General features: G+C 62.9%; 13 protein-coding genes. 11 read left to right on the top strand and 2 right to left on the bottom strand.

Annotation, left to right across the window (positions count from 1 at the left end):
* Positions 1 to 5 precede the first annotated feature (5 nt).
* Positions 6 to 3,728, bottom strand: coding sequence for a peptidoglycan-binding protein (locus tag K1X12_RS00595; RefSeq protein ID WP_220985700.1), 3,723 nt, complete (start codon positions 3,726 to 3,728; stop codon positions 6 to 8).
* A gap of 271 nt (positions 3,729 to 3,999) precedes the next feature.
* On the opposite strand from K1X12_RS00595, the gene K1X12_RS00590 reads away from it, so the two are divergent.
* From K1X12_RS00590 to K1X12_RS00560, 7 genes are all read left to right on the top strand, one after another.
* Positions 4,000 to 4,479, top strand: coding sequence for a MerR family transcriptional regulator (locus K1X12_RS00590; protein ID WP_035593225.1), 480 nt, complete (start codon positions 4,000 to 4,002; stop codon positions 4,477 to 4,479).
* A 109-nt stretch (positions 4,480 to 4,588) separates the two neighbouring features.
* Positions 4,589 to 6,373, top strand: coding sequence for an acyl-CoA dehydrogenase C-terminal domain-containing protein (locus K1X12_RS00585; protein ID WP_220985699.1), 1,785 nt, complete (start codon positions 4,589 to 4,591; stop codon positions 6,371 to 6,373).
* 110 nt (positions 6,374 to 6,483) lie between these two features.
* Complete coding sequence (locus K1X12_RS00580; RefSeq protein WP_220985698.1) at positions 6,484 to 7,650, top strand: acyl-CoA dehydrogenase family protein; 1,167 nt, start codon at positions 6,484 to 6,486, stop codon at positions 7,648 to 7,650.
* A gap of 7 nt (positions 7,651 to 7,657) precedes the next feature.
* On the top strand, positions 7,658 to 8,098 hold the full coding sequence (locus K1X12_RS00575) for a PaaI family thioesterase (RefSeq protein WP_220985697.1): 441 nt from the start codon (positions 7,658 to 7,660) through the stop codon (positions 8,096 to 8,098).
* A gap of 19 nt (positions 8,099 to 8,117) precedes the next feature.
* Positions 8,118 to 9,323, top strand: coding sequence for an acetyl-CoA C-acetyltransferase (locus K1X12_RS00570; RefSeq protein WP_220985696.1), 1,206 nt, complete (start codon positions 8,118 to 8,120; stop codon positions 9,321 to 9,323).
* A 29-nt stretch (positions 9,324 to 9,352) separates the two neighbouring features.
* Entirely contained in the window at positions 9,353 to 11,584 is a 2,232-nt protein-coding gene (locus K1X12_RS00565) for a 3-hydroxyacyl-CoA dehydrogenase NAD-binding domain-containing protein (RefSeq protein ID WP_220985695.1), read from the top strand.
* A 186-nt stretch (positions 11,585 to 11,770) separates the two neighbouring features.
* Positions 11,771 to 12,103 carry a hypothetical protein gene (locus tag K1X12_RS00560; protein WP_220985694.1) on the top strand — a complete coding sequence of 111 codons (333 nt, stop codon included), beginning with the start codon at positions 11,771 to 11,773 and terminating at the stop codon, positions 12,101 to 12,103.
* A 95-nt stretch (positions 12,104 to 12,198) separates the two neighbouring features.
* On the opposite strand, the gene K1X12_RS00555 is transcribed toward K1X12_RS00560, so the two are convergent.
* A complete protein-coding gene (locus K1X12_RS00555) occupies positions 12,199 to 14,967 on the bottom strand; it encodes an Rne/Rng family ribonuclease (protein WP_220985693.1) in 2,769 nt (922 codons plus the stop codon).
* A 625-nt stretch (positions 14,968 to 15,592) separates the two neighbouring features.
* On the opposite strand from K1X12_RS00555, the gene K1X12_RS00550 reads away from it, so the two are divergent.
* The 4 genes from K1X12_RS00550 to K1X12_RS00535 are packed head-to-tail and all read left to right on the top strand — an operon-like array spanning position 15,593 to position 20,319.
* Positions 15,593 to 16,597, top strand: coding sequence for an N-acetylmuramoyl-L-alanine amidase family protein (locus K1X12_RS00550; RefSeq protein ID WP_220985692.1), 1,005 nt, complete (start codon positions 15,593 to 15,595; stop codon positions 16,595 to 16,597).
* A gap of 55 nt (positions 16,598 to 16,652) precedes the next feature.
* The gene (locus K1X12_RS00545) at positions 16,653 to 18,365 is read left to right on the top strand and encodes a tetratricopeptide repeat protein (RefSeq protein WP_220985691.1); all 1,713 of its coding nucleotides are present in this window, start codon (positions 16,653 to 16,655) and stop codon (positions 18,363 to 18,365) included.
* A complete protein-coding gene (locus K1X12_RS00540) occupies positions 18,362 to 19,255 on the top strand; it encodes a 4-(cytidine 5'-diphospho)-2-C-methyl-D-erythritol kinase (protein ID WP_220985690.1) in 894 nt (297 codons plus the stop codon). Before K1X12_RS00545 ends, K1X12_RS00540 begins: the two co-directional genes overlap by 4 nt.
* Positions 19,252 to 20,319: a glycosyltransferase family 4 protein gene (locus K1X12_RS00535; RefSeq protein ID WP_220985689.1), complete on the top strand. Its 1,068-nt coding sequence runs from the start codon at positions 19,252 to 19,254 to the stop codon at positions 20,317 to 20,319. Before K1X12_RS00540 ends, K1X12_RS00535 begins: the two co-directional genes overlap by 4 nt.

Below are 20,319 nucleotides of genomic sequence, written 5' to 3'. Positions count from 1 at the left end.
GCGCCTCAGCCCCGACCGCGCACGGCGCCGGCGTTGAGGCGTTCGATCAGCTCCGGCGTAACCGTGCCCGTTGCCGGCAAGGCTTCGCTGTTCTGATAGGCGCGAATGGCGTTTGCCGTCTGCGGACCAAGTACGCCGTCCGCTTCCCCGGAAAGGAAGCCGAGGCGCGACAGCGCAGTTTGCACGGCTTGCACCTGGAGCGGATTGCCAGTGTTCCAGCGCTGAGCACCAAAGCGGCCATTGGCAATCGCGATGCTCGGCAACTCCGTCCAGTTGCTGGCAGCCTCCGCTACGTCTGCAACCGTCTCGGCGGGCAGGCGGGATGTCAGATGGCCAACTTCCAGCTTCGCGCCGTTGTCGCCGCCGCGTGAGGCAAGATCGAACCAGTAAAGCGCCTCGGCGAGATCCTGCTGTGTACCGATCCCTTCTGCATACATCACGCCCAGATTATACTGCGCGTCGAGGAAGCCGTGATCTGCAGCCTTGCGGAACCACTGGACGGCGCCGGCTTCGTCAAGATCGCCGCCTTCGCCTTCCGCCATAAAGAGCGCAAGATCATACATCGCGCCGACATGGCCAGCGTCAGCTGCCTTGGCGACGAGGCTGCGTGCCTCAACCATGTCCTGGTCGACGCCAAGACCCTGCTCATAGAGCTTGCCCAGATCATACTGAGCCGGCGCCATGCCTTTGAGCGCGGCGCGGCGCAGGAGCGGCACGGCAGCGTCAAGGTCGCCATCTGCCATCTGGCTGCGTGCCAATTGGTATTGGGCAATGGCGTTGCCCGCGTTCGCCTCGGACTCGATCGTGACGACGGCCGGGATCTGCGGATAACTTGCCGCCTTGGGCGGGTTCAGCGAGGCCAGCGTTTCGACTGGCGCTGTAGCGGGGGCGGTGACTTGTTGGGCGGCAGCCTCGACCACCGGGATCGACGTCTCGGCAGCCTCCTGCATGCCAGCTTCCGGCGATCCGAAGATGTCTTCCTCGATTGCGCCCTCGGCGCTGTCGAAGAGCTCTTCTTCTTCGGCAACGGCTCCCATCGCCATGTCGTCGATGGCGGCGAACTCGGTGTATGTTTCTTCAGCTGGCGGAGCTGCCGCGAAGACCGGGTCGAGATATGTGTCGATAGGGCCGGAAATTGTGGGCGCATGGGGCTGCTTGCCGCGCAGATAGATGTAGCCACCCGCCGCTGCGCCGGTCAGCACTGCGGCAGATGCAGCGATCAGCAACGGCGCACGCGCGCTGCCGCGGCTTTTCTGTTTGGGCTGATTGCCCGGCAGAAGGCGCGCTTTTGACTGGGGGTCTGCGGCGGCAAGCGCTGCGCGGCGAGCGCGGGCGATATAGTCGCTCGTCTCTGCGTCGCGGTCAGCCACGGCATTGTCGAGCGTGTCGATCAGGCCGGCTTCGTCTTCTTCCGGTGCGGCGTCTGCAACAAAGCCGGTGTCGATATCTTCGCTATCGAAAATATCGGACTCGCGCGCCTCGCTGCGGGCCTCTTCCAGCCCGGCAAGTTCGGCCAGTGGATCGTAGTCTTCCTCGTCTTCGGCAAACGCGTCCGGCGGGCCTGCCGTGAAGGCATCGTCCGCGCCGATGCCGGCGACGAAGTCATCTTCAAACGCATCATCGAAGACATCGTCTTCTGAATGGTCGTCTGCTGCTTCGGCATAAGCGCTGCCCGCTTCCTCTTGGGCCGGAGCCTCTGCCTCTGGGGCTTCTTCAGGCTGTGCGCCGCTCGTTACCGAGCTCAGGCGTTCAACGGCGGCCCGGATCGCATCGAAGTCTGCGCCATAGGGGCTTTCTTCTTCGGGGGCCTTGTCAACGGTTTCTTCCTGCGGCTTGTCCCAGTCGGCAAATCCGGTGCTGAACTCGGCCTCCGCGGAGGCCTCGGGGGGCGTGAGCAGGTCTTCGAAGCTGACGCCCGCTTCGAAATCCTCGGCATCGTCCTCGGCCAGATCCGCCGGGGGAGGGGGGGGCTCTTCCGCGAAGACCGTCGGGTTGACTTCTTCTGTGTACGAAGAAGGTGGTTCCGGCAGCAATTGCGGTGGCGGCAGCTCCGTGCCGGGCGGCACGGTGAAAGCCTCCAGGCTCTCGAGGCGTGTGGCGAGTGCGGCGATGGCGCGCTGCACTGGCGAAAGCGACTCGGTCGACTGACTGTGGATCTCTTCGAGACGTTCAGAGACGCTGGCGAGCGCGTCGGAGAGGCGCGCATCGGTCGTCTGGCGACTGGCCTCAATTTCCTGTGCCAGTGCAGACAGGGCTTCGTCCTGACGTTTCTGCAGGCGCACAGCCGCGACGGTCACCTGCTCACCCACCTGTTCGATGGCCTCAGCGCTGCGGATCTCGCTTTCTTCCAGCCGCGTTTCGACGTGCTCAGCCAACGCGTCCATGCGCTCGGTCACAGTCGTGCCAAGGCGCTCGATCTCTTCGCGCACGCCTGCCGTCATGTCTTCGGGATCGCGGGCTTCCACTTCGGCGAGGCGGGCCTTGAGATCACCGATCTCGGTTCGAAGCAGATTTTCTGCTTCCGCGTCCTGTTCGGCGGCGCGTGAGATTTCGCTCGCCATCTCCTCGCGCGCATTGTCGACGGTCGAGCGGACCATCTGTGCGATGTCTTCGAAGCGGGCCTCGAATTCCTTGCGCAGGCGCTCTGCCAGTTCTGGATCAACCGATTTGGCGACAGCGTCGATACGCTCATCCAGCGATGCGAAGGTCGATTCCAGCCCCTTGAGGGCCGTATCTGTTGTTGTTTCCGCGCGGTTCAGCCGTTCCTGCACGCGCAGCAGTGTCGCTTCCATTGAGGTCAGCGCGCCCGAAACATCGTCCTCAACGGCAGTCAGGCGCTCTTCCGCCTTCTGAGCATCAGCTAGGCGTGCGCTGGTCTGCAGTTCAAGGTCGTCGATGCGTGCGTTGACGCTGGCTTCGATCTGGACGGCTTGGTCCTCGAAATCGGTTTCCAGCTTGCCGAGGCGTTCGGAAAGGTGGCGGGTTACGCCTTCGGCGCGCTGCTCTGCCTGCTCGACAGCGCGGTCGATACGCGCGGCGGTTTCTGAGAGCGAGCTGGAGACTTTCGTCTCCATGCTCTCAACCCGTTCGGTGAGATCGCCGAAGCCGGACTCCACACGGCCTTTGATTGCGAGTGCCTCATTCTGCGTCAGCTCGGCTTCTTCATAGACATGGTCAGCCAGTTTCCCGAGCGCAGCCTCAAGCGCTTTGAGCGCGTCAAGGTTCTGCTTGCCTGCTTCATCCTGCTCCATTCGGCGGACTTTGGCCTGCAGCGCCTCATGCGTGGCGCGCATTTCTTCGATCAGGCCTTCGACATGGCCTGCAACGGCGGCATTGGTCTGTTCGGTGTTCTGGATGCGGGCGACCAGGCCGAGCACTGTGTGGTCAATGCCGGTGATGGCCAGGGTCGAGCGTGCCTCGGTTGCTTCGATGCGGCGTGACAGGCGTTCCAGCGCAGAGGCAGCGTCCTGCTGGGGGCGGGGATCGGCGCGGTATTCGCCGCGATAGTCCGGGCGGGCCTGACGTGGCGGATTGCGGTAGGTCGGTTGGCCATAGCTGGGACCGTCATAAGATGCGCGGTACTCATCATATTGAGTATCCTCGGCCGCCATCAGCAGGCGGTTCAGGTATTCGCCCAGCGTAATCCCTTCCGCCATGGCGGCTTCGCGCGCCGCCTCGCGGGCTCGCTGGTCGATTCCCTTTACGCTCCAGGGTCCCGTCTGGCTCATTGCGCCCACTCCTTGCGCAGTCAGCCGCCCAGCCAGGTTAAGGCGAGCGGCCTATTTGTTCATACTTGTCCAGAAATGCGGCGCATTCCCTTAAGGGCGCGTTAATTCTGTTAATTCCGGGGATTAGGGCAGTTGTGGAATGCTGACAGGTGCCCTGCCAACAGTTTCCGTTCGCGTAAGCGGAAATTTACGTTGACGTTCGCGGAAACCCGGATAGTCTGCCCTGACTAATAATAAGAATAATAAAAACTGCACATCAAGGGAGACAGCCATGCACAAGCCCACCTCATCGATTTCTGCTGCAGAATCACGTACTTACACGATCTCCGAGCTTGCCCGCGAGTTTGGGGTTACCCCCCGCGCCCTGCGCTTCTACGAAGACAAGGACATGCTGCATCCGGCCCGCGACGGCATGATGCGCCTGTATTCCAACCGCGACCGCGCACGCCTCACCATTATCGTCCGCCTGAAGCGCCTCGGCCTTCCGCTGGCCGATATCCGCGAAATCCTTGACCTGTACGCCCTGAATGACGGCAAACGCGCCCAGACGCGCATGATGCTGGAGAAGTTCCGCAAGCAGGCCCGCGAACTCGAAGTCCAGCGCCAGGACATCGATACCGCCCTGACCGAGCTTTATAAGGGCATCGACTGGCTGCAGGGCATCGTCGAAAATCCCGGCCCGTCCGAAGAAACCAAGCGTCAGGCAGCCGCTTACGAGCAGGTCGCCCGGAAGCAGCTCGACGAAGTCTGATACTTCACTACTGACAATTTTGAAGATAACGGAGCGTGTTGGAATGACTTTTCCAACACGCTTTGCCATTTAAGGCGTCAAACCTTTTCCAATCGAGGAGCCTTCCAAGATGCCCCGTTATGACGCCCCCGTCCGCGACATGCAGTTCGTGCTTCATGAAGTGCTGCAGCTGCAGAACCATGCGAACCTTCCCGGCTTTGCCGATGCGACGCCAGAAACGATCGACCAGATCCTCGATGAAGGCGCGAAATTCGCCAAGAACGTCCTGTTCCCGCTGAACGCCGTGGGCGACAAGCAAGGCTGCAAGCGCAATGCCGATGCGAGCGTGAAGACCCCTGACGGTTTCCCCGATGCCTACAAACAGCTGGTCGAGAATGGCTGGCCGCTGCTGGCGACCGATCCGGAAATGGGCGGGCAGGGGCTTCCCCATGTCGTCAATATTGCCTGGACTGAGATGGTCTCGGCCTCGAACATGGCGTTCGGCATGTATCCGGGCCTCACGCACGGCGCCTTCCAGGCACTGATGGCCGGCGGCTCGGACGAGCTGAAAGCCAAGTACGGCCCCAAGATGGCCTCTGCCGAATGGGCCGGCACGATGAACCTGACCGAGCCCCATTGCGGCACGGACCTCGGCCTCATCAAGACCAAAGCCGTCCCGCAGCCAGACGGCACCTACAAGATCACCGGCCAGAAGATCTGGATTTCCGGCGGCGAGCAGGACCTCACCGAAAACGTGATTCACCTTGTCCTTGCCCGTATCGAGGGCGGCCCGGAAGGCATCAAGGGCATCTCGCTCTTCCTGGTGCCGAAGTTCCTGGTCAACGAGGATGGCAGCCTCGGCGAGCGCAACCCGGTCTTCTGCGGCGGCCTTGAAGAGAAGATGGGCATCCACGGCAACGCGACCTGCGTGATGAACCATGACGGCGCCACCGGCTGGCTGGTCGGGGAAGAACACAAGGGCATGCGCACCATGTTCGTGATGATGAACGAAGCGCGCCTTGGCGTCGGTCTGCAGGGCCTGTCGCAGGCAGAGCTCGCCTATCAGAACTCGCTCGACTTCGCCAAAGACCGCGTCCAGGGCCGCTCGCTGACCGGCGCGCAGGCTCCGGAAAAACCTGCCGACCCGATCATCGTCCATCCGGATGTGCGCCGCATGCTGCTGGAGCAGAAGGCGTTCATTGAGGGCGCCCGCGCCTTCGCCTACTGGATGGCCTTCCAGGGGGACCTGCAACACAAATCGCCGGACGAAAAAGTGCGCGAGAAGGCAGGGGACTATATGGCCCTGCTGACACCGGTGGTGAAAGCCTATCTCACCCATAAGGGCTATGAGAGTGCAAACCTTGGCCTGCAGATCCATGGCGGCTCGGGCTTCACGCGCGAATGGGGCCTGGAGCAGGTCGTCCGCGATTGCCGCATCACCCTCATCTATGAAGGCACGAACGGCGTTCAGGCGCTCGATCTCGTCGGCCGCAAGCTCGGCGCCAATGGCGGCCGCGCTGTCTTCTCCTTCTTCGGCGAGATGGACGAGTTCATCGCCGAGAACGAAAAGATGGAAGGTCTCGAGCCCTATATCGAGGGCCTGAAAACCGTTCGCGCCCAGCTGCAGGATGGCACAATGTGGCTGATGCAAAACGGCATGAGCGACTTCAACAATGCCGGCGCCTCCAGCCATGACTACCTGCACCTGATGGGCCTCACGGCGCTCGCCTATATGTGGGCACGCATGGCAAAACTCTCGCTGGAGAAGAAGGACGCGGGCGACCCGTTCTACACCGCCAAGCTTGCCACCGGCCGCTATTTTGTCGAGCGGATGCTGCCCGATGCGGCCGCCCACCTCGCCAAGGTGAAGACCGGCGCTGGCGCCATGATGGCGCTGGAAGCAGCCGAGTTCTGAGGCGCAGTCCTGACGTGGCGGCACGGCTGGAGAATCCGGGCCGCCACGCTTACATGCTGACGTGAACGTAAGCGGCAACCTGACGCCGCGACACGAAGTGGAGGATACCGATGCATGAGAGCCCGCTGAACGTCCCGAAAGCCAACTGGCGTCAGGACGAAGAGCTCGAGATTTTCGCTGATGCCGTGGGCCAGTTCTTCGAGAAGGAATGCGCCCCGCATGTCGCCGAATGGCGCAAGGCCGGCATCGTTCCGCGCGAGATCTGGACCAAGGCCGGCGAAATGGGCCTGCTCGGCGCTTCGGTTCCCGAGGAATACGGCGGCGCGGGCGGCGATTTCCGCCATGAGGCCATCATCATCGAGCAGCAGCAGTGGAAGGGTATCGACGGCTTCGGCATCACCCTGCACAACGCCATCATCGCCCCCTACATCACCGCCTATGGCACCGAAGAGCAGAAGCAGCGCTGGTTGCCGAAAATCTGCACCGGCGAACTCGTCACCGCCATCGCGATGACCGAGCCGGGCGCAGGCTCCGACCTTCAGGGCATGAAAACGACCGCGAAGAAGGATGGCGACAGCTACATCCTCAACGGCTCGAAAACCTTCATTTCCAACGGCCAGACCGCAGACCTGATCCTCGTCTGCGCCAAGACCGATCCGACCAAGGGCGCCAAGGGCATCTCCATCGTTGTTGTCGAAGCCGACAAGGCCGAAGGTTTCCGCCGTGGCCGCAACCTCGACAAGGTCGGCCAGCACGCAGCCGACACGTCTGAACTCTTCTTCGATGAAGTCCGCGTTCCTGCAGAAAACCTGCTCGGCGGGGAAGAAGGGAAGGGCTTCATCCAGCTCATGCAGAAACTGCCGCAGGAGCGTCATGTCATCGGCCTTCAGGGCGTCGGCATGATCGAGCGCGCAATCCATGAGACGGTGGCCTATGTCAAAGGCCGCAAGGCGTTCGGCCAGACCATCTTCGATTTCCAGAACACCCAGTTCAAGCTCGCCGAAGCCAAGACCGAGGCGACTGTCGCAAAAGTGTTCGCAGATCACTGTACGGAGCTTCTCCTGAAGGGAGAGCTCGATGCGTCCACCGCCTCGATGTCGAAATACTGGGTGTCGGATCTGCAATGCAAGATTATCGACGAGTGCCTGCAACTGCATGGCGGCTTCGGCTATATGGATGAATATCCCATCGCCCAGATGTATGCCGACGCCCGCGTCCAGCGCATCTATGGCGGCGCCAACGAAGTGATGAAAATGCTGATCGCGAGGACGATGTAGAGGGATTATGCCAGACAGGCACTTGCTCCGCGAAGTCTTCCCAACGCCCGCGCGCAGCTCGGTGTCCCTTGGCTTTGAGATCATTGAGCTGGACGCCAAGGCGATGACCACGCGCGTCCGGTTCAATGGCAGCCCGGAATTCACAAATCCCGCCGGCTATATCCAGGGCGGCTATCTCGTTGCCATGATGGATGATGCCATCGGCATGCTGACGACCATCAAGGCCGGCACGTCAAAATACCCTTCCACGGTGGACTTGCACACGCATTTCCTCCGCCCCGTCCGCGTTGGCCCCATCGAGGTGGCCGCGCGGCTTCGCAATGTCGGCCGGGCGATGGTTTTCGCCGAGGCCGACCTTTTCGACTCCCGCGGCAAGGAAGCCGCGAGGGCCACTGCCTCGCTCACGCTCAACCCGGCCAAAGCACCGGCCCAAACCCCAAGATCCTGACTTCCAAAGGAGCCACCCCATGCCCGAAGCCTATATCTACGACGCCGTGCGTACACCCCGCGGCAAAGGCAAATCCTCCGGCGCGCTGCACGAGATCACCTCGCTCAGCCTTGCCACACAGGTCCTCCAGGCCATCCGTGACCGGAATGACCTCGACACGTCCAAGGTTGACGATGTTGTCCTCGGCTGCGTCTCTCCGGTGGGAGAGCAGGGGGCTGATATCGCGCGCGTTGCCGTTCTGAACGCGGACTATGCCGAAACCACCGCGGGCGTGCAGGTTGACCGTTTCTGCGCGTCGGGCCTCGAAGCCTGCAACATGGCGGCGGCAAAAGTCATTGCCGGCGAAGCCGACTTTGCCATTGGCGGCGGCGTTGAATCGATGAGCCGCGTGCCCATGGGCGCGTCAGGCGGCGCGTGGTCGGCTGATCCGCAGATTGCGCTCAAATCCTACTTCACGCCCCAGGGCATCGGCGCCGACACCATCGCCACGAAATACGGCTTCAGCCGGGATGACGTGGACGCTTTCGCCCTCGAAAGCCAAAAGCGCGCCGCCCAAGCCTGGAAGGAGGGCCGCTTCTCCAAATCCATCGTTCCGGTCAAGGATCAGATGGGCGGCATCCGCCTTGCCCATGACGAGCACATGCGCCCGGACACAACCATGCAATCGCTTGCCGCGCTGGACCCGTCCTTCGCCGGCATGGGCGCGATGGGCTTCGATGAAGTCATCAAGCAGCGCTATCCGGAGCTTGAGAAGATCAACCACGTTCACCACGCCGGCAACTCCTCGGGCATCGTGGATGGCGCGTCCGCCGTTCTCTTCGGCTCGAAGGAAATGGGCGAAGCGCTTGGCCTGAAGCCGCGCGCAAAGGTCCGCGCCATGGCCTCCATCGGTTCGGAGCCGGGCATCATGCTCACCGGCCCGACCTATGTGACGCAGAAGGTGCTGAAGAAAGCCGGCATGAATGTTGGCGACATCGACATCTACGAACTCAACGAAGCCTTCGCGTCTGTCGTCATGCTGATGATGAAGCTGCTCGAAATTCCGCACGAGAAGATGAACGTCAATGGCGGCGCCATTGCGATGGGCCACCCGCTGGGCGCAACCGGCGGCATGATCCTCGGCACGGTTCTGGACGAGCTTGAGCGCTCCGACAAGGAAACCGGCCTCATCACCCTCTGTGTTGGCGCCGGCATGGGCACGGCCACCATCATCGAGCGCGTCTGATCACACTACGGAATATTGAGAACACAGTCATGAAACTTGAAACTTTCAAATTCGACATCGATGCCGACGGCATCGCCCACGCGATCTTCGACGTGCCCGGCCGCAGCATGAATACGCTCACCGGCAAGGCCGTGGCGGACATCATCGCGATCACCCAGGAAGTGGCGACGAATGACGCCATCAAGGGCCTGGTCATTTCGTCGGGCAAGGAAACCGGCTTCTGCGCCGGGGCAGACCTTGGCGAGATGGGCGACCGCGCCGGCAGCGGCGGCGAGCAACAGAAAAAGTCTGAAGCCGAGCTGAAGAAAGAACAGTTCGATGCGGGCTTTGCCCTCAACGGCACGCTGCGCAAGCTCGAAACCTGCGGCAAGCCGGTCGCCGTTGCGCTCAACGGCCTCGCCCTTGGCGGCGGTCTCGAAGTGGCGCTTGCCTGTCATTACCGCGTTGCGGCCAATGACAATCCGCGCATCCAGTTCGGCCTGCCGGAAGCCAAGATTGGCCTCCTGCCGGGCGCTGGCGGCACGCAGCGCATGCCGCGCCTCGTCGGCGTTCAGGCCGCACTCCCGCTGATCCTGCAGGGCGAAAGCTTCAATGCAGAGAAAGCCCACGCCATGGGCGTCGTTCAGGAGCTTGCTCCGGGTGCGGAAACAGTTGCTCGTGCCAAGGCATGGGTGAAGGCCAATCCAAAGGCGAAAGCGCCGTGGGATGAGAAGGGCTTCAAGGTGCCGGGCGGCGTGCCGCACAAATCGCCGGGCGCTGGCCAGGTGGCCACATTCTCGAACATGATGCTGTCGGCCAAAACGTATGGAAACTATCCGGCCCAGAAGAATATCCTCTCCTGCGTCTATGAGGGCATTCAGGTGCCGATCGATGCCGGCCTGCGCATTGAAACGCGCTACTTCATCAACACGCAGCAGCGCCCCGAAGCCAAGGCGATGATCCGTTCGCTGTTCCTTTCCACGCAGGCCCTGTCGAAAGGTGCAAATCGTCCGGCAGGCTTCGAGAAGGCGGAGATCAAGAAAGTCGGCGTCATCGGCGCTGGCCTGATGGGCGCTGGCATCGCCTATGAACAGGCACGCGCAGGCATCCGCACCGTGCTCGTCGATGTGAAGCAGGAAGCGGCCGACAAGGGCAAGCAATACTCCGTCCGCCTCGTCGAGAAGGCCGTTTCCCGTGGCAAGAGCACGAAAGAGAAGGGCGATGCGCTTCTCTCGCTCATCACGCCGACCACGGATTATAAGCTCCTGGAAGATTGCGATCTGGTGATCGAGGCTGTCTATGAGGACATGGACCTCAAGCACAAGGTGCTGACCGATGTTGAGGCCGCAGTAGGCGAGAACGCCATCGTCGGCTCCAATACCTCGACCCTGCCGATCACCCAGCTCTCCACTCCGTTGAAGCGTCAGGACAAGTTCATCGGCATCCACTTCTTCTCGCCGGTCGAGCGGATGGGGCTTGTCGAGATCATCATGGGTAAGGAAACCAGCCAGGAAACCCTCGCCAAGACGATCGACTATGTCCTGAAAATCCGGAAGACGCCGATTGTCGTCAATGACAGCCGCGGCTTCTACACCTCGCGCTGCTTTGGCACCTACACCCAGGAAGGCCTGGAAATGGTGTCGGAAGGCATCAAGCCGGCGATCATTGAGAATGTCGGCCGTCAGTCCGGCATGCCGATGGGCCCACTCGAAGTGTCCGACTCCGTTGGTCTCGACACGGCGCTCAAAGTCGGCCGCGCAACCGCCAAGGCCACCGGCTTCGATTACAACGAAGCCCCACTTGGCCGCCTCATGGCCTGGGTTGTCGAAGACAAGGGCCGCGTTGGCCGCAAGGCCGGCAAGGGCTTCTACGACTATAACGAACAGGGAAAGCCGGATCGCCTCTGGCCGGGCCTGAACGAGCAAGTCGAGATCAAGGTCGACGAGTGCCCGCCCGCCCTGAAGAAAGAGCTGACCAACCGTCTCCTGATCCGTCAGGCGATCGAAGTGGCCCGCTGCTTTGAGGAAGGCGTGATCACCGATGCGCGCGATGGCGACATCGGCTCGATCCTCGCCTGGGGCTTTGCGCCCTATACCGGCGGCTGCGTCAGCTACATGGATCTGATCTGGGGCGTGCCCGCCTTTGTTGCCGAGGCAGACCGCCTCGCCGACAAATACGGCGAGCGCTTCCGCCCCGGTAAACTGCTGCGCGAAATGGCCGAAAAAGGCGAAAGCTTCTACGGACGCTTCCCGCCCGCGGGCGAAAAGAAAGCTGCCGCCTGACCTCGCCTGCGGCGCTGAGACTGGTTTCAATTCAGCGTATACAGATAAAGGGAGGCGCGTAGCGTCTCCCTTTTTGATTCTGTGGAAAATTATGGCCGCTGGGGCACTTTTGGGTTGATCTGAAATGCCTCAGACTGTTGAAATCCTCTCGCTCAAAGAGAGCAAATATTCAACTTGGGGGTCCCATTGAAGAAAACTCTGACTGCGGTGCTCGTCGCCGCAAGCGCACTTGTTTTGACTGCATGTACAACGACCGAGAAAGTTGCGGTTGAAAAGCCGACTGATCTGAAGATGTCGTGCGAAGAAATCGAAGGTGAGTTCGACAAGCTCGACCAGGTCATGGAAGATGCTTCCGGCGACAAGGGTGTGAACACTGCAAACGTCGCTGCCGTTGTGTTCTTCTGGCCGGCCGCTGTCGGCAACTATATGAATGCGTCTGAAGCGGAAAAGCTCGTTGAGAAGCGCCGCGCGCACCTGATGGACCTGTATATGAAGAAGTCCTGCTCTGCCGCCGAGTAAGGCGTGGGGGGCGATTCCTCATGAAAAAGAAAAGGCCGGAGCATCGCTCCGGCCTTTTTGTTTGTCTGATTGTCCGTTGCCGGAGGAGCGGGAGGTTATTTCTTCCCGCGGCTCCACCAGCCATTGCGCTTGGGTGCCGGCGGCTCCGCCGGGGCAGGAGGTGTTTCCGGTGCTGCTTCGGCGGGCGCTTCGGCTGCAGCCATTTCTGGTTCCGTCGCCGGCTCCTCGACTACGGCAGGAGCAGGCGGAGCCTCCTCAACAACTGCAACGACTGGGGCTTCTTCCGCCGGCGTTTCAGCCGGCGCGGCAGTAGGTGCCTCGTCTGCCGCAGCCTTGGAGCGTCCACGGCGCGAACGCGGCTTCGGTGCGGGTGCTTCAGCTTCTTCCGGCTTGGACTCAGCTTCAGTTGCCGCCTCTGCAGGAGCTGCTTCGGCAACCTCCGCAGCCGGAGCATCTGCTTCCGGTGGCGCTTCGGCGGCCTCAACAGCCTCCGCTTCCGCTTCGACGTCTGCCGGTGCCGGCAGACCAATCGAAGGCTCATCTTCCGACAGCATCACCTCAGCGCTGACCGACAGGCCATCCAGCAGCGCGCCGCCATCGGCCACCATCGGGATATCGCGGCCCTCGCCACCCCGGCGACGGCGGCGCCCACCCCGGCGGCCACGGCGGCGGCGTTTGCGCGGCGAGTCGCCGTCTTCGGCGCGGGCGTCGTTCCCGGCCTCGTCGCCATCCTCGTCGTCGTCGTCGCCCTCGTCTTCATCGTCGGCGTCTGCTTCACCCACCTCAATGGCCGGGGCTTCCGCATCCACGACTTCTAGCCCGGTTTCGCGCTGTTCGCCGCGATTGCGTCCGCCTCTGCGGCGGCGGCGGCGGCGGCGGCCGCCACCCTGTTTTTCTTCGCTGCCGCCATCAGCATCGGAAGCTTCGGCGCTGTCATCCTCATCGCCGGCTTCGTCATCGGCCTCGATCAGGTCTTCGTCTTCGAAATCCTCGTCGTCTTCGTCACGCGAAGGCGGCGGCGTCGGTTTCATCAGCGAGCGCGGTGTGGAGCGTTTCTTCGGCTTGGCGTTCGGGTCGCGTTCGGCGTCGATCTGGAAATCGCCCGGCAGCATGTCCTCGGAAGAGTGGATGGAAATGGCAAAGCCCGCCACCCGCTCGATGCCGATCAGCGCTTCGCGCTTGTTGTTGAGGATGTAGAGCGCCACATCGGTCGGCGCTTTCACGGCGATGCCGCGCAGGCCGCCCGTTGCAGCGCGCGCTTCGATGGCGCGGATCAGTTGCAGCGCCGCCGATGGGATCGAGCGGCGGCGGCCCGTGCCGTTACAGGCCGGGCAGGGATCGGAAGTCGCCTGCAGCACGCCTTGGCGGCGGCGCTGACGCGAGATTTCCATCAGGCCGAATTGCGAGATGCGGCCATGCTGCACGCGGGCGCGGTCCACCTTCAGGCATTCCTTCAGGCGTTTCTCGACCGCGCGGTTGTTCTTGTTCTCCTCCATATCGATGAAGTCGATCACGATCAGGCCGGCCAGGTCGCGCAGGCGCATCTGGCGGCAGGCTTCTTCAGCTGCTTCCAGATTGGTGCGCAGGGCAGTCTGCTCGATATTGCGCTCGCGGGTCGCCTTGCCAGAGTTCACGTCAATGGCTACGAGGGCTTCGGTCTGGTTGATCACCAGATAGCCGCCCGATTTCAGCTGAACGACCGGCGAATAGATGGAATCGAGCTGGTTCTCGACCGCTTCAGCCACATAGAGCGGATCTTCGTCGCGCCATTGCTGAACCTTCTTGGCCTGGCTCGGCATGATGATCTTGGCGAGGTCTTTCGCCTCGCGGTAGGCGTCATCGCCCTGAACCCAGACTTCCTCGATCTCCTTGTCGAACATGTCCCGCATCGCCCGGTGGACGAGGCCACCCTCAGCATTGATCAGCGCCGGGGCTTCCGAAGAGAGCGTCTTCTCGACAATCTGCTCCCACAGTTTCGAGAGGTATTCATAGTCGCGCTTGATCTCGGCCTTGGTGCGCTTGGCGCCGGCCGTGCGCACGATGAGGCCCTGACCATCGGGCACATCCAGCTCCGAAACGATGGATTTCAGGCGCTTGCGGTCTGCCGAATTGACGATCTTGCGGGAAATCCCGCCGCCGCGCGGGGTGTTTGGCATCAGGACGGAGTAGCGGCCGGCCAGCGACAGATAGGTCGTCAGGGCGGCGCCCTTGTTGCCGCGCTCCTCTTTGACCACCTGCACCAGCATCACCTGGCGGCGGCGGATCACTTCCTGGATCTTGTAACGCTTGGAAATCGGCGTGCGCTGGGTTTTCTTCTGGCTGTTGCGGCGGGCCGGTTTGGCAGCGGGCTTGGCGGCTTTGGGCTCGCCTTCTTCGCCGGCGTCTTCGTCCTCGGCGTCGTCTTCGCCGGCAGCTGCTTCGGCGCCGTCTTCCTCGTCGCCGTCACCTTCGGCGTCATCCTCGCCGTCTTCGTCCTGCGCATGGGTGTGGCCGCCATTGCCGCCATTTTCCATGTCCGCGCTCATGCCATGGGGCACATATGGGCCGTCATCATCGTCTTCGATGGCGGCAGCAGCTTCCTCGGCCGCTTCGCGCAGCAGGGCTTCGCGGTCTTCGGCCGGCAGCTGGTAATAATCGGGGTGGATCTCGCTGAAGGCGAGGAAACCATGGCGGTTGCCACCATACTCGACAAAGGCCGCCTGGAGCGAGGGCTCCACCCGGGTCACTTTTGCGAGATAGATATTTCCGCGGAGTTGTTCGTTGCCGGTTGCCTCGAAGTCGAAATCGTCAACCTGGCCGTTGTTGACGATCGCCACCCGCGTTTCTTCGGGGTGGGCGGCGTCGATCAGCATCAGTCTGCTCATGAAACAGAACCTTTCGGTCCGGCGCCGCGCGCCAGGGCGTATCACGCCTCAGGCGGGCTGGCAGGCCGGAATAAGTGGGGAGGGAGGCGCCTTGCGGGCGCAGGGAGCCGTCTCGCCTCGGCGAGTCGGTCAAACCTGCAGTGTTCGCGGCACCTGTGCGCATTTATCCTGCTTTCCGGAGCGCGCCGCCCGCTTGCCTTTCCGGGGAAGCCGGGCCGGGGTGCGCTGTTGGGAAACCGTTGGGCCGACCCTTTACGGCGGCCACATGAGAACTGTGCCCAATTTTCCCTGCAATTGAAAGAGCCAAATTCCCGCTGCGGGTGCTGTAACCGCTAATCTGCGGTCAAGGCTGGGTTAATCTTCCTGTGGGTATCCAATGGGCTGACGTCAATTTGGGCAGGGCCTGCCCGTTTTACCCGCCGAGCTGATGCTGATACGCACCGTTTCAGTCTTGTTAACCCTTTGCTTTGTCGCCGTTTTCGGCGCCGTTGCCGATGTGTCACAAGTGCGGGTCGTGGGGGACGGTGCCCCCACCCGAATCACGGTCTGGACGGACACTCCGGAAGAAGGGGATGCTTTCCTTCAGGAGGGCGCTGGCGGGCGGCGCATTGTTTTCCCTTTGAGATTGAACGCCTATTCTGCGGAAGGCCTCGGCAGCGGCGGTGTCAGCGTCTGGACGCTGAACCCCGGCGAACTGGTGTTCGAACTGGATCGGCCGATGTCCGTCGTGCGCGTCCTGCGCCTGCCGCCCACGGGAACTGAAACGGCCCACCGCGTCATCATCGATCTCGACACGGTGTCGGACGCCCGTTTCGCCAGCATGGCCAAGCGGGATGTGCGCCGTTTTGCCAAGGCCGAGGCCGATGCCGGCAAGGCTGCCGAAAAAGCTGCGCTCCAGCTTGCCGGCGCGTCCACCTCCACCCGTAAAGTTCCGCTCCGCGGCACGAAAGGCCATGTGGTGGTTATTGATGCCGGCCATGGCGGCAAGGATCCCGGCGCGCTCGCCGTCAATGGCGGCAAGGAAAAGGACATTACCCTCAAGGCGGCGCTGGACCTGCGCGACCTTCTGGAAGCCGATGGCCGCTATACTGTCCGCCTTGTGCGCGACACCGATGTCTATGTCGATCATGAGGATCGTGTGACCCGCGCCCGCAACTGGAATGCCGAGCTGTTCATCTCGCTGCATGCCGATGCGGCCGGCAACAGCACGGTCGCAGGCGCCTCGGTCTACACCATCTCGGCACGCGGCGAGGGGCGGATCGACCGGGAAGCCAGTCGCAACAACTGGGTCATCCCCATTGAAGATGGCACGCCCCAGCGCCTCACGGGCATCCTGTCAGACCTTGTGAAGCGCGAAACCAAGACACGTTCGGGCGAGTTTGCCGAGCTGCTGTTGCCCGAACTGGAAAAGGCAGGCCCCGTCCTGCGCAATACCCACCGCAGCGCGGGTTTTTATGTGCTGCTGGCGCCGGACGTGCCTGCCGTTCTGCTGGAGCTTGGCTTCCTGACGAATGCCGAGGACGCCCGGCGTCTCCAGTCGGACAGGGGGCGCGAGGCAGCCGTTCAGGCGGTCAAGCGGGCCATCGATTCCTATTTCGACCGGCAGGATGTGCGCCTCGCCTCTCAATAGGGCACGCGGTTGCGGCCCTCTTGTCGCTCCTGCCGGATACTGCAAGTGTCGCCTCATGAAACCATTCTTCTCGACGCTCCTGTTGGCCGGTCTTGTCACGCTGGGCGGTTGCGCCAGCTCCGGGCCGCACGGGCCTTCGTATAATTTCTCCGAAGACCGCCCCCCAGAGGCGTCCTCATACCGGGACTTCATGATCGCGCGCATTGCGTCGCTGACCAATGATCCGGAAACTGCCGCCCTAAGCTATGGTGCCGTCATCGACGCGATGCCGGACAAGGCGCCGATTGCCGAGCGTGCGGTTTTCTCTGCCTTGCTGGCGGGCGATTACGCGGTCGCCGTCGGTCTGGCTCACCGTGCCAGCGAAGCGGGCAGCCAGGCAAGCCTCGTCCGCTTGACGCTCGCCACCGATGCCATCACCCGTAGCCGCGCCCAGAAAGCAAGGCCCTGGCTTGAGGGGGAGGGATTGCCGCCCTTCAACCGGTCGATTGCCAACAATCTCTCCGCCTGGGTGGCCCTCGAAAAAGGCGGCCTGTCCGATGCGGCGCCATTCGTCGAGCAACAGCTTACCGGAGACATGCGTTTCGACAGCCCGTCCCTCTATATGCTTGGCCTGCTGCAGATGTCCGCGGGGGAGACCAAAGCCGCGATTGAAACCTTCGAGAAGGTCTGGACATCGGGCGCCCGCCTCGCCGTCGGCGTGGAAGCCCATGCTGAGTTGCTGGCCGCGGGGGGAGACAGGGAACGCGCGCTGGAGCTGATCGACACCTTCCGCGCCGATGTTGGCGTCAATGCAAGCCTTGCGTCTCTGGCAGACCGCATCGAGTCCGGTGTCCGCATCAAGCCGCGCCGCCTTTCCACGCGCCAGGGCGCCGCCTTGTCCTTCTATGTGCCCGCCGCCGCGTTGATGTACCAGACCGAAGATGATCTCTCCTCAGTCTACTTCGTGCTGGCGCTCGCGCTGGACCCGAACCTTCATGTCGCCCGTTCGCTCTGGGCGCAGGCGCTCGAGAATGGCGGGCGCCGCGACGACGCGATCCGCATCCTGCGCGAGGTTCCGCCGTCCTCGGACTATTACGCCAATGCGCGCGGCCAGCTGGCAAATCTGCTCAACGCCGAAAACCGCAGCGAAGAAGCACTGCAGGTCGCCGCAGAGGCGCTTGCAGGCAATCCTGATCGCGGCCTGAAACTGCAGCTGGCAGACCTCTACATCTCGCGCGAACGGTACACCGATGGCGAAGCCATTCTCAGCGAAGTGATCGCCAGCGATGGCGAGCAGGCCGATTGGCGCGTCATCTTCGCCCGCGGCGCGGCGCGTGAACGCCAGGGCAGCTGGGAAGCCGCCGAGGCCGACCTGAAGCACGCTCTCGAGCTGCGCCCGGAGAACGCCACCATCCTCAACTATCTCGGCTATTCCTGGATCGATCGGGGCATCAATCTGGAGGAAGGGTTCAGCCTCATCCGCCGCGCTGTCATCCTCGAGCCGTTATCCGGCCACATCGTCGACAGCCTCGGCTGGGCCTATTACCGGCTTGGCAAGTATGAGGAAGCCGTCGACTTCCTTGAGCGCGCCGTCGAGCTGATGCCGGGCGACCCGACGTTAAACGATCATCTGGGCGATGCCTATTGGATGGCCGGCCGGCATCTCGAAGCCGGCTTCCAGTGGAACCGCGCCCTCAAGCTCGATCCCGGTGAAGAAGACCGTACGCTGATCGAAGAGAAGCTGCGCACGGGTCTCGTCCCGGAACCGGCGCCCGCGACGCTGCAATGACAACTTCGCCTGTAAGCCTGTCCGGCTTTGCGCCTGCCAAGGTGAACCTCACCCTGCATGTCGGCCCGGTTAAACCCAATGGCCGGCACAACCTTGATTCTCTTGTGGTCTTCTCCGATGCGTCCGCTGCAGACCATCTGACGGCGGAGCTTGCTGAAGACATAACGCTGGATGTCTCCGGCCCCACGGCGCCTGCATCGGGTGATCCGGCCGATAATCTCGTCCTGCGCGCCGCCCTTGCGCTCAAAGCCGCGAGCGGCACGCCGAAAGGGACCCGCCTTCGCCTCATCAAACGCCTCCCCGTGGCGGCTGGTATCGGGGGCGGTTCGTCGGATGCGGCGGTGGCGCTGCGCTTGCTGACAGAGCTTTGGGGTGTCGACCCGGCCCATGCAATCGCCCTCGCGCCCAGCCTTGGCGGCGATGTTCCTGTTGCGCTCTCTGGTCTGCCCGCCCTGATGCGCGGGGAAGGGGAACGTGTCATCCCCTGCGTCGTGCCGCCTGTTGCGGCGTTGCTCGTCAATCCCGGTGTGGCCTGTCCAACGGGGCCTATCTTCCGCGCCTATGACGCGGCTGGCGGCGGCGCCGGCTTTGCTGAAACAGATCCGCCAGCGGATTTGCAGGATGCCAAACAGCTCGTCGCCTGGCTCCGCCATCAGCGCAACGATCTGGAGGCTCCCGCCATCGCCCTCGTGCCGGAAATTGCCGCCGTGCTTGAAACGCTCGCCGCCCAGCCGGGCGTGCTTCTTGCGCGCATGAGCGGCTCGGGCGCCACCTGCTTTGCCATTTTCGAGGCCATCGCCTTTGCCGAACGCGCCGGCGTCGTCCTGAAAAGCCAGCCCGCCACAAAAACCTGGTGGACCGCCGCCTGTCGCCTCGGGGCTGCGCCATGATCACGCTCTCGCTTGTCTGGGCCGGTCTGCCGCTGATTGTCAGCTTCCTCGTCTGCGCGCTGATGATCCGCCTCGGCCCGCAGGATGCGCCCGATGGGGAGCGCAAGACGCAGGCCCGCGCTGTGCCCAGCGCGGGAGGCGTTGGTGTCCTCTCGGGTATCGGGTCTGCAATCCTTGCTGCCAGCCTCTTTCGGCCGGGCGGTCTGGAAAGCCCGCTGCTTACCCTGTCTCATACGGCGCTTGGCGGCCCTGTCCTCCTTGTGCTGATTGCCGGCCTGCTTGGCTATTTGGATGATCGCTACAATTTGCCCGCCGGGCGAAAGCTAAACGTCCTGGCCGCTGGCGCGATCCTTGCGGCGGTGCTGGGGCCACAGCTCACGGCCTTCTGGTTGCCTGGCGCAGGCGCCGTCGGTCTGCCGCTGCCTGCGATCATCGCCATTGCGGGCGCTGCTGTCTGGCTGTTCGTCATGGCCAATGCGGTGAATTTCATGGATGGGGCAAACGGCATCGCCATGGGGTCATCCGCCATACTGATTGCCGCCCTCGCGATCATTGCGTCCCCTCCGACTGGCGCTGCGCCGGGTGTTCTCTTTCTCTTGCTTGTGGCCGCTGCTGCGGCGCTCTGCGGCCTTCTCGCCTGGAACCTTCCGGGGCGGCTTTATGCGGGCGACACAGGGGCTCTCGCTATCGGCGCACTCATCGGCGCTGGCGGCCTGTCAGTGGCCGTCGCCCATTCGGTCTGGGTGCCTGCAACGCTCGTCCTGCCAGTGCTGGTCGATGTTTTCCTCACGCTCATCTGGCGCGCCCGCCATGGCCGCCCGCTGATGCAGGCCCATAGGGATCATGCCTACCAGCTTCTGCTGCGCGCAGGCTGGAGCCATCTGGAGGTTGCGGGTCTCTGGTGGGGCTTCTGCCTGGTTGCATCGCTTGCCGCCATCGCCGGGGCGCGTCTTGGCCCATCGGTCGCTTTCGGCCTCTTCCTGCTGCTGCTGGCGGCAGGCGTTTCGCTTTGGGTTCGGCAACGGGTGACGCTCGGGCGGCGCCTCGCCGCGGAAGGGCGCTGA

Origin of the sequence: Hyphomonas sediminis (genome assembly GCF_019679475.1) — a bacterium.
Taxonomy (GTDB): Bacteria; Pseudomonadota; Alphaproteobacteria; order Caulobacterales; family Hyphomonadaceae; genus Hyphomonas; species Hyphomonas sediminis.
Note: the sequence above shows the minus strand (reverse complement) of the source record. Positions and strands in the feature narration are given on the sequence as shown.

Excerpts from the sequence above, each read along its gene's own strand:
- K1X12_RS00595 (WP_220985700.1), bottom strand. The coding sequence starts at position 3,728 with ATGAGCCAGACGGGACCCTGGAGCGTAAAGGGAATCGACCAGCGAGCC.
- K1X12_RS00590 (WP_035593225.1), top strand. The coding sequence starts at position 4,000 with ATGCACAAGCCCACCTCATCGATTTCTGCTGCAGAATCACGTACTTAC.
- K1X12_RS00585 (WP_220985699.1), top strand. The coding sequence starts at position 4,589 with ATGCCCCGTTATGACGCCCCCGTCCGCGACATGCAGTTCGTGCTTCAT.
- K1X12_RS00580 (WP_220985698.1), top strand. The coding sequence starts at position 6,484 with ATGCATGAGAGCCCGCTGAACGTCCCGAAAGCCAACTGGCGTCAGGAC.
- K1X12_RS00575 (WP_220985697.1), top strand. The coding sequence starts at position 7,658 with ATGCCAGACAGGCACTTGCTCCGCGAAGTCTTCCCAACGCCCGCGCGC.
- K1X12_RS00570 (WP_220985696.1), top strand. The coding sequence starts at position 8,118 with ATGCCCGAAGCCTATATCTACGACGCCGTGCGTACACCCCGCGGCAAA.
- K1X12_RS00565 (WP_220985695.1), top strand. The coding sequence starts at position 9,353 with ATGAAACTTGAAACTTTCAAATTCGACATCGATGCCGACGGCATCGCC.
- K1X12_RS00555 (WP_220985693.1), bottom strand. The coding sequence starts at position 14,967 with ATGAGCAGACTGATGCTGATCGACGCCGCCCACCCCGAAGAAACGCGG.
- K1X12_RS00545 (WP_220985691.1), top strand. The coding sequence starts at position 16,653 with ATGAAACCATTCTTCTCGACGCTCCTGTTGGCCGGTCTTGTCACGCTG.
- K1X12_RS00540 (WP_220985690.1), top strand. The coding sequence starts at position 18,362 with ATGACAACTTCGCCTGTAAGCCTGTCCGGCTTTGCGCCTGCCAAGGTG.
- K1X12_RS00535 (WP_220985689.1), top strand. The coding sequence starts at position 19,252 with ATGATCACGCTCTCGCTTGTCTGGGCCGGTCTGCCGCTGATTGTCAGC.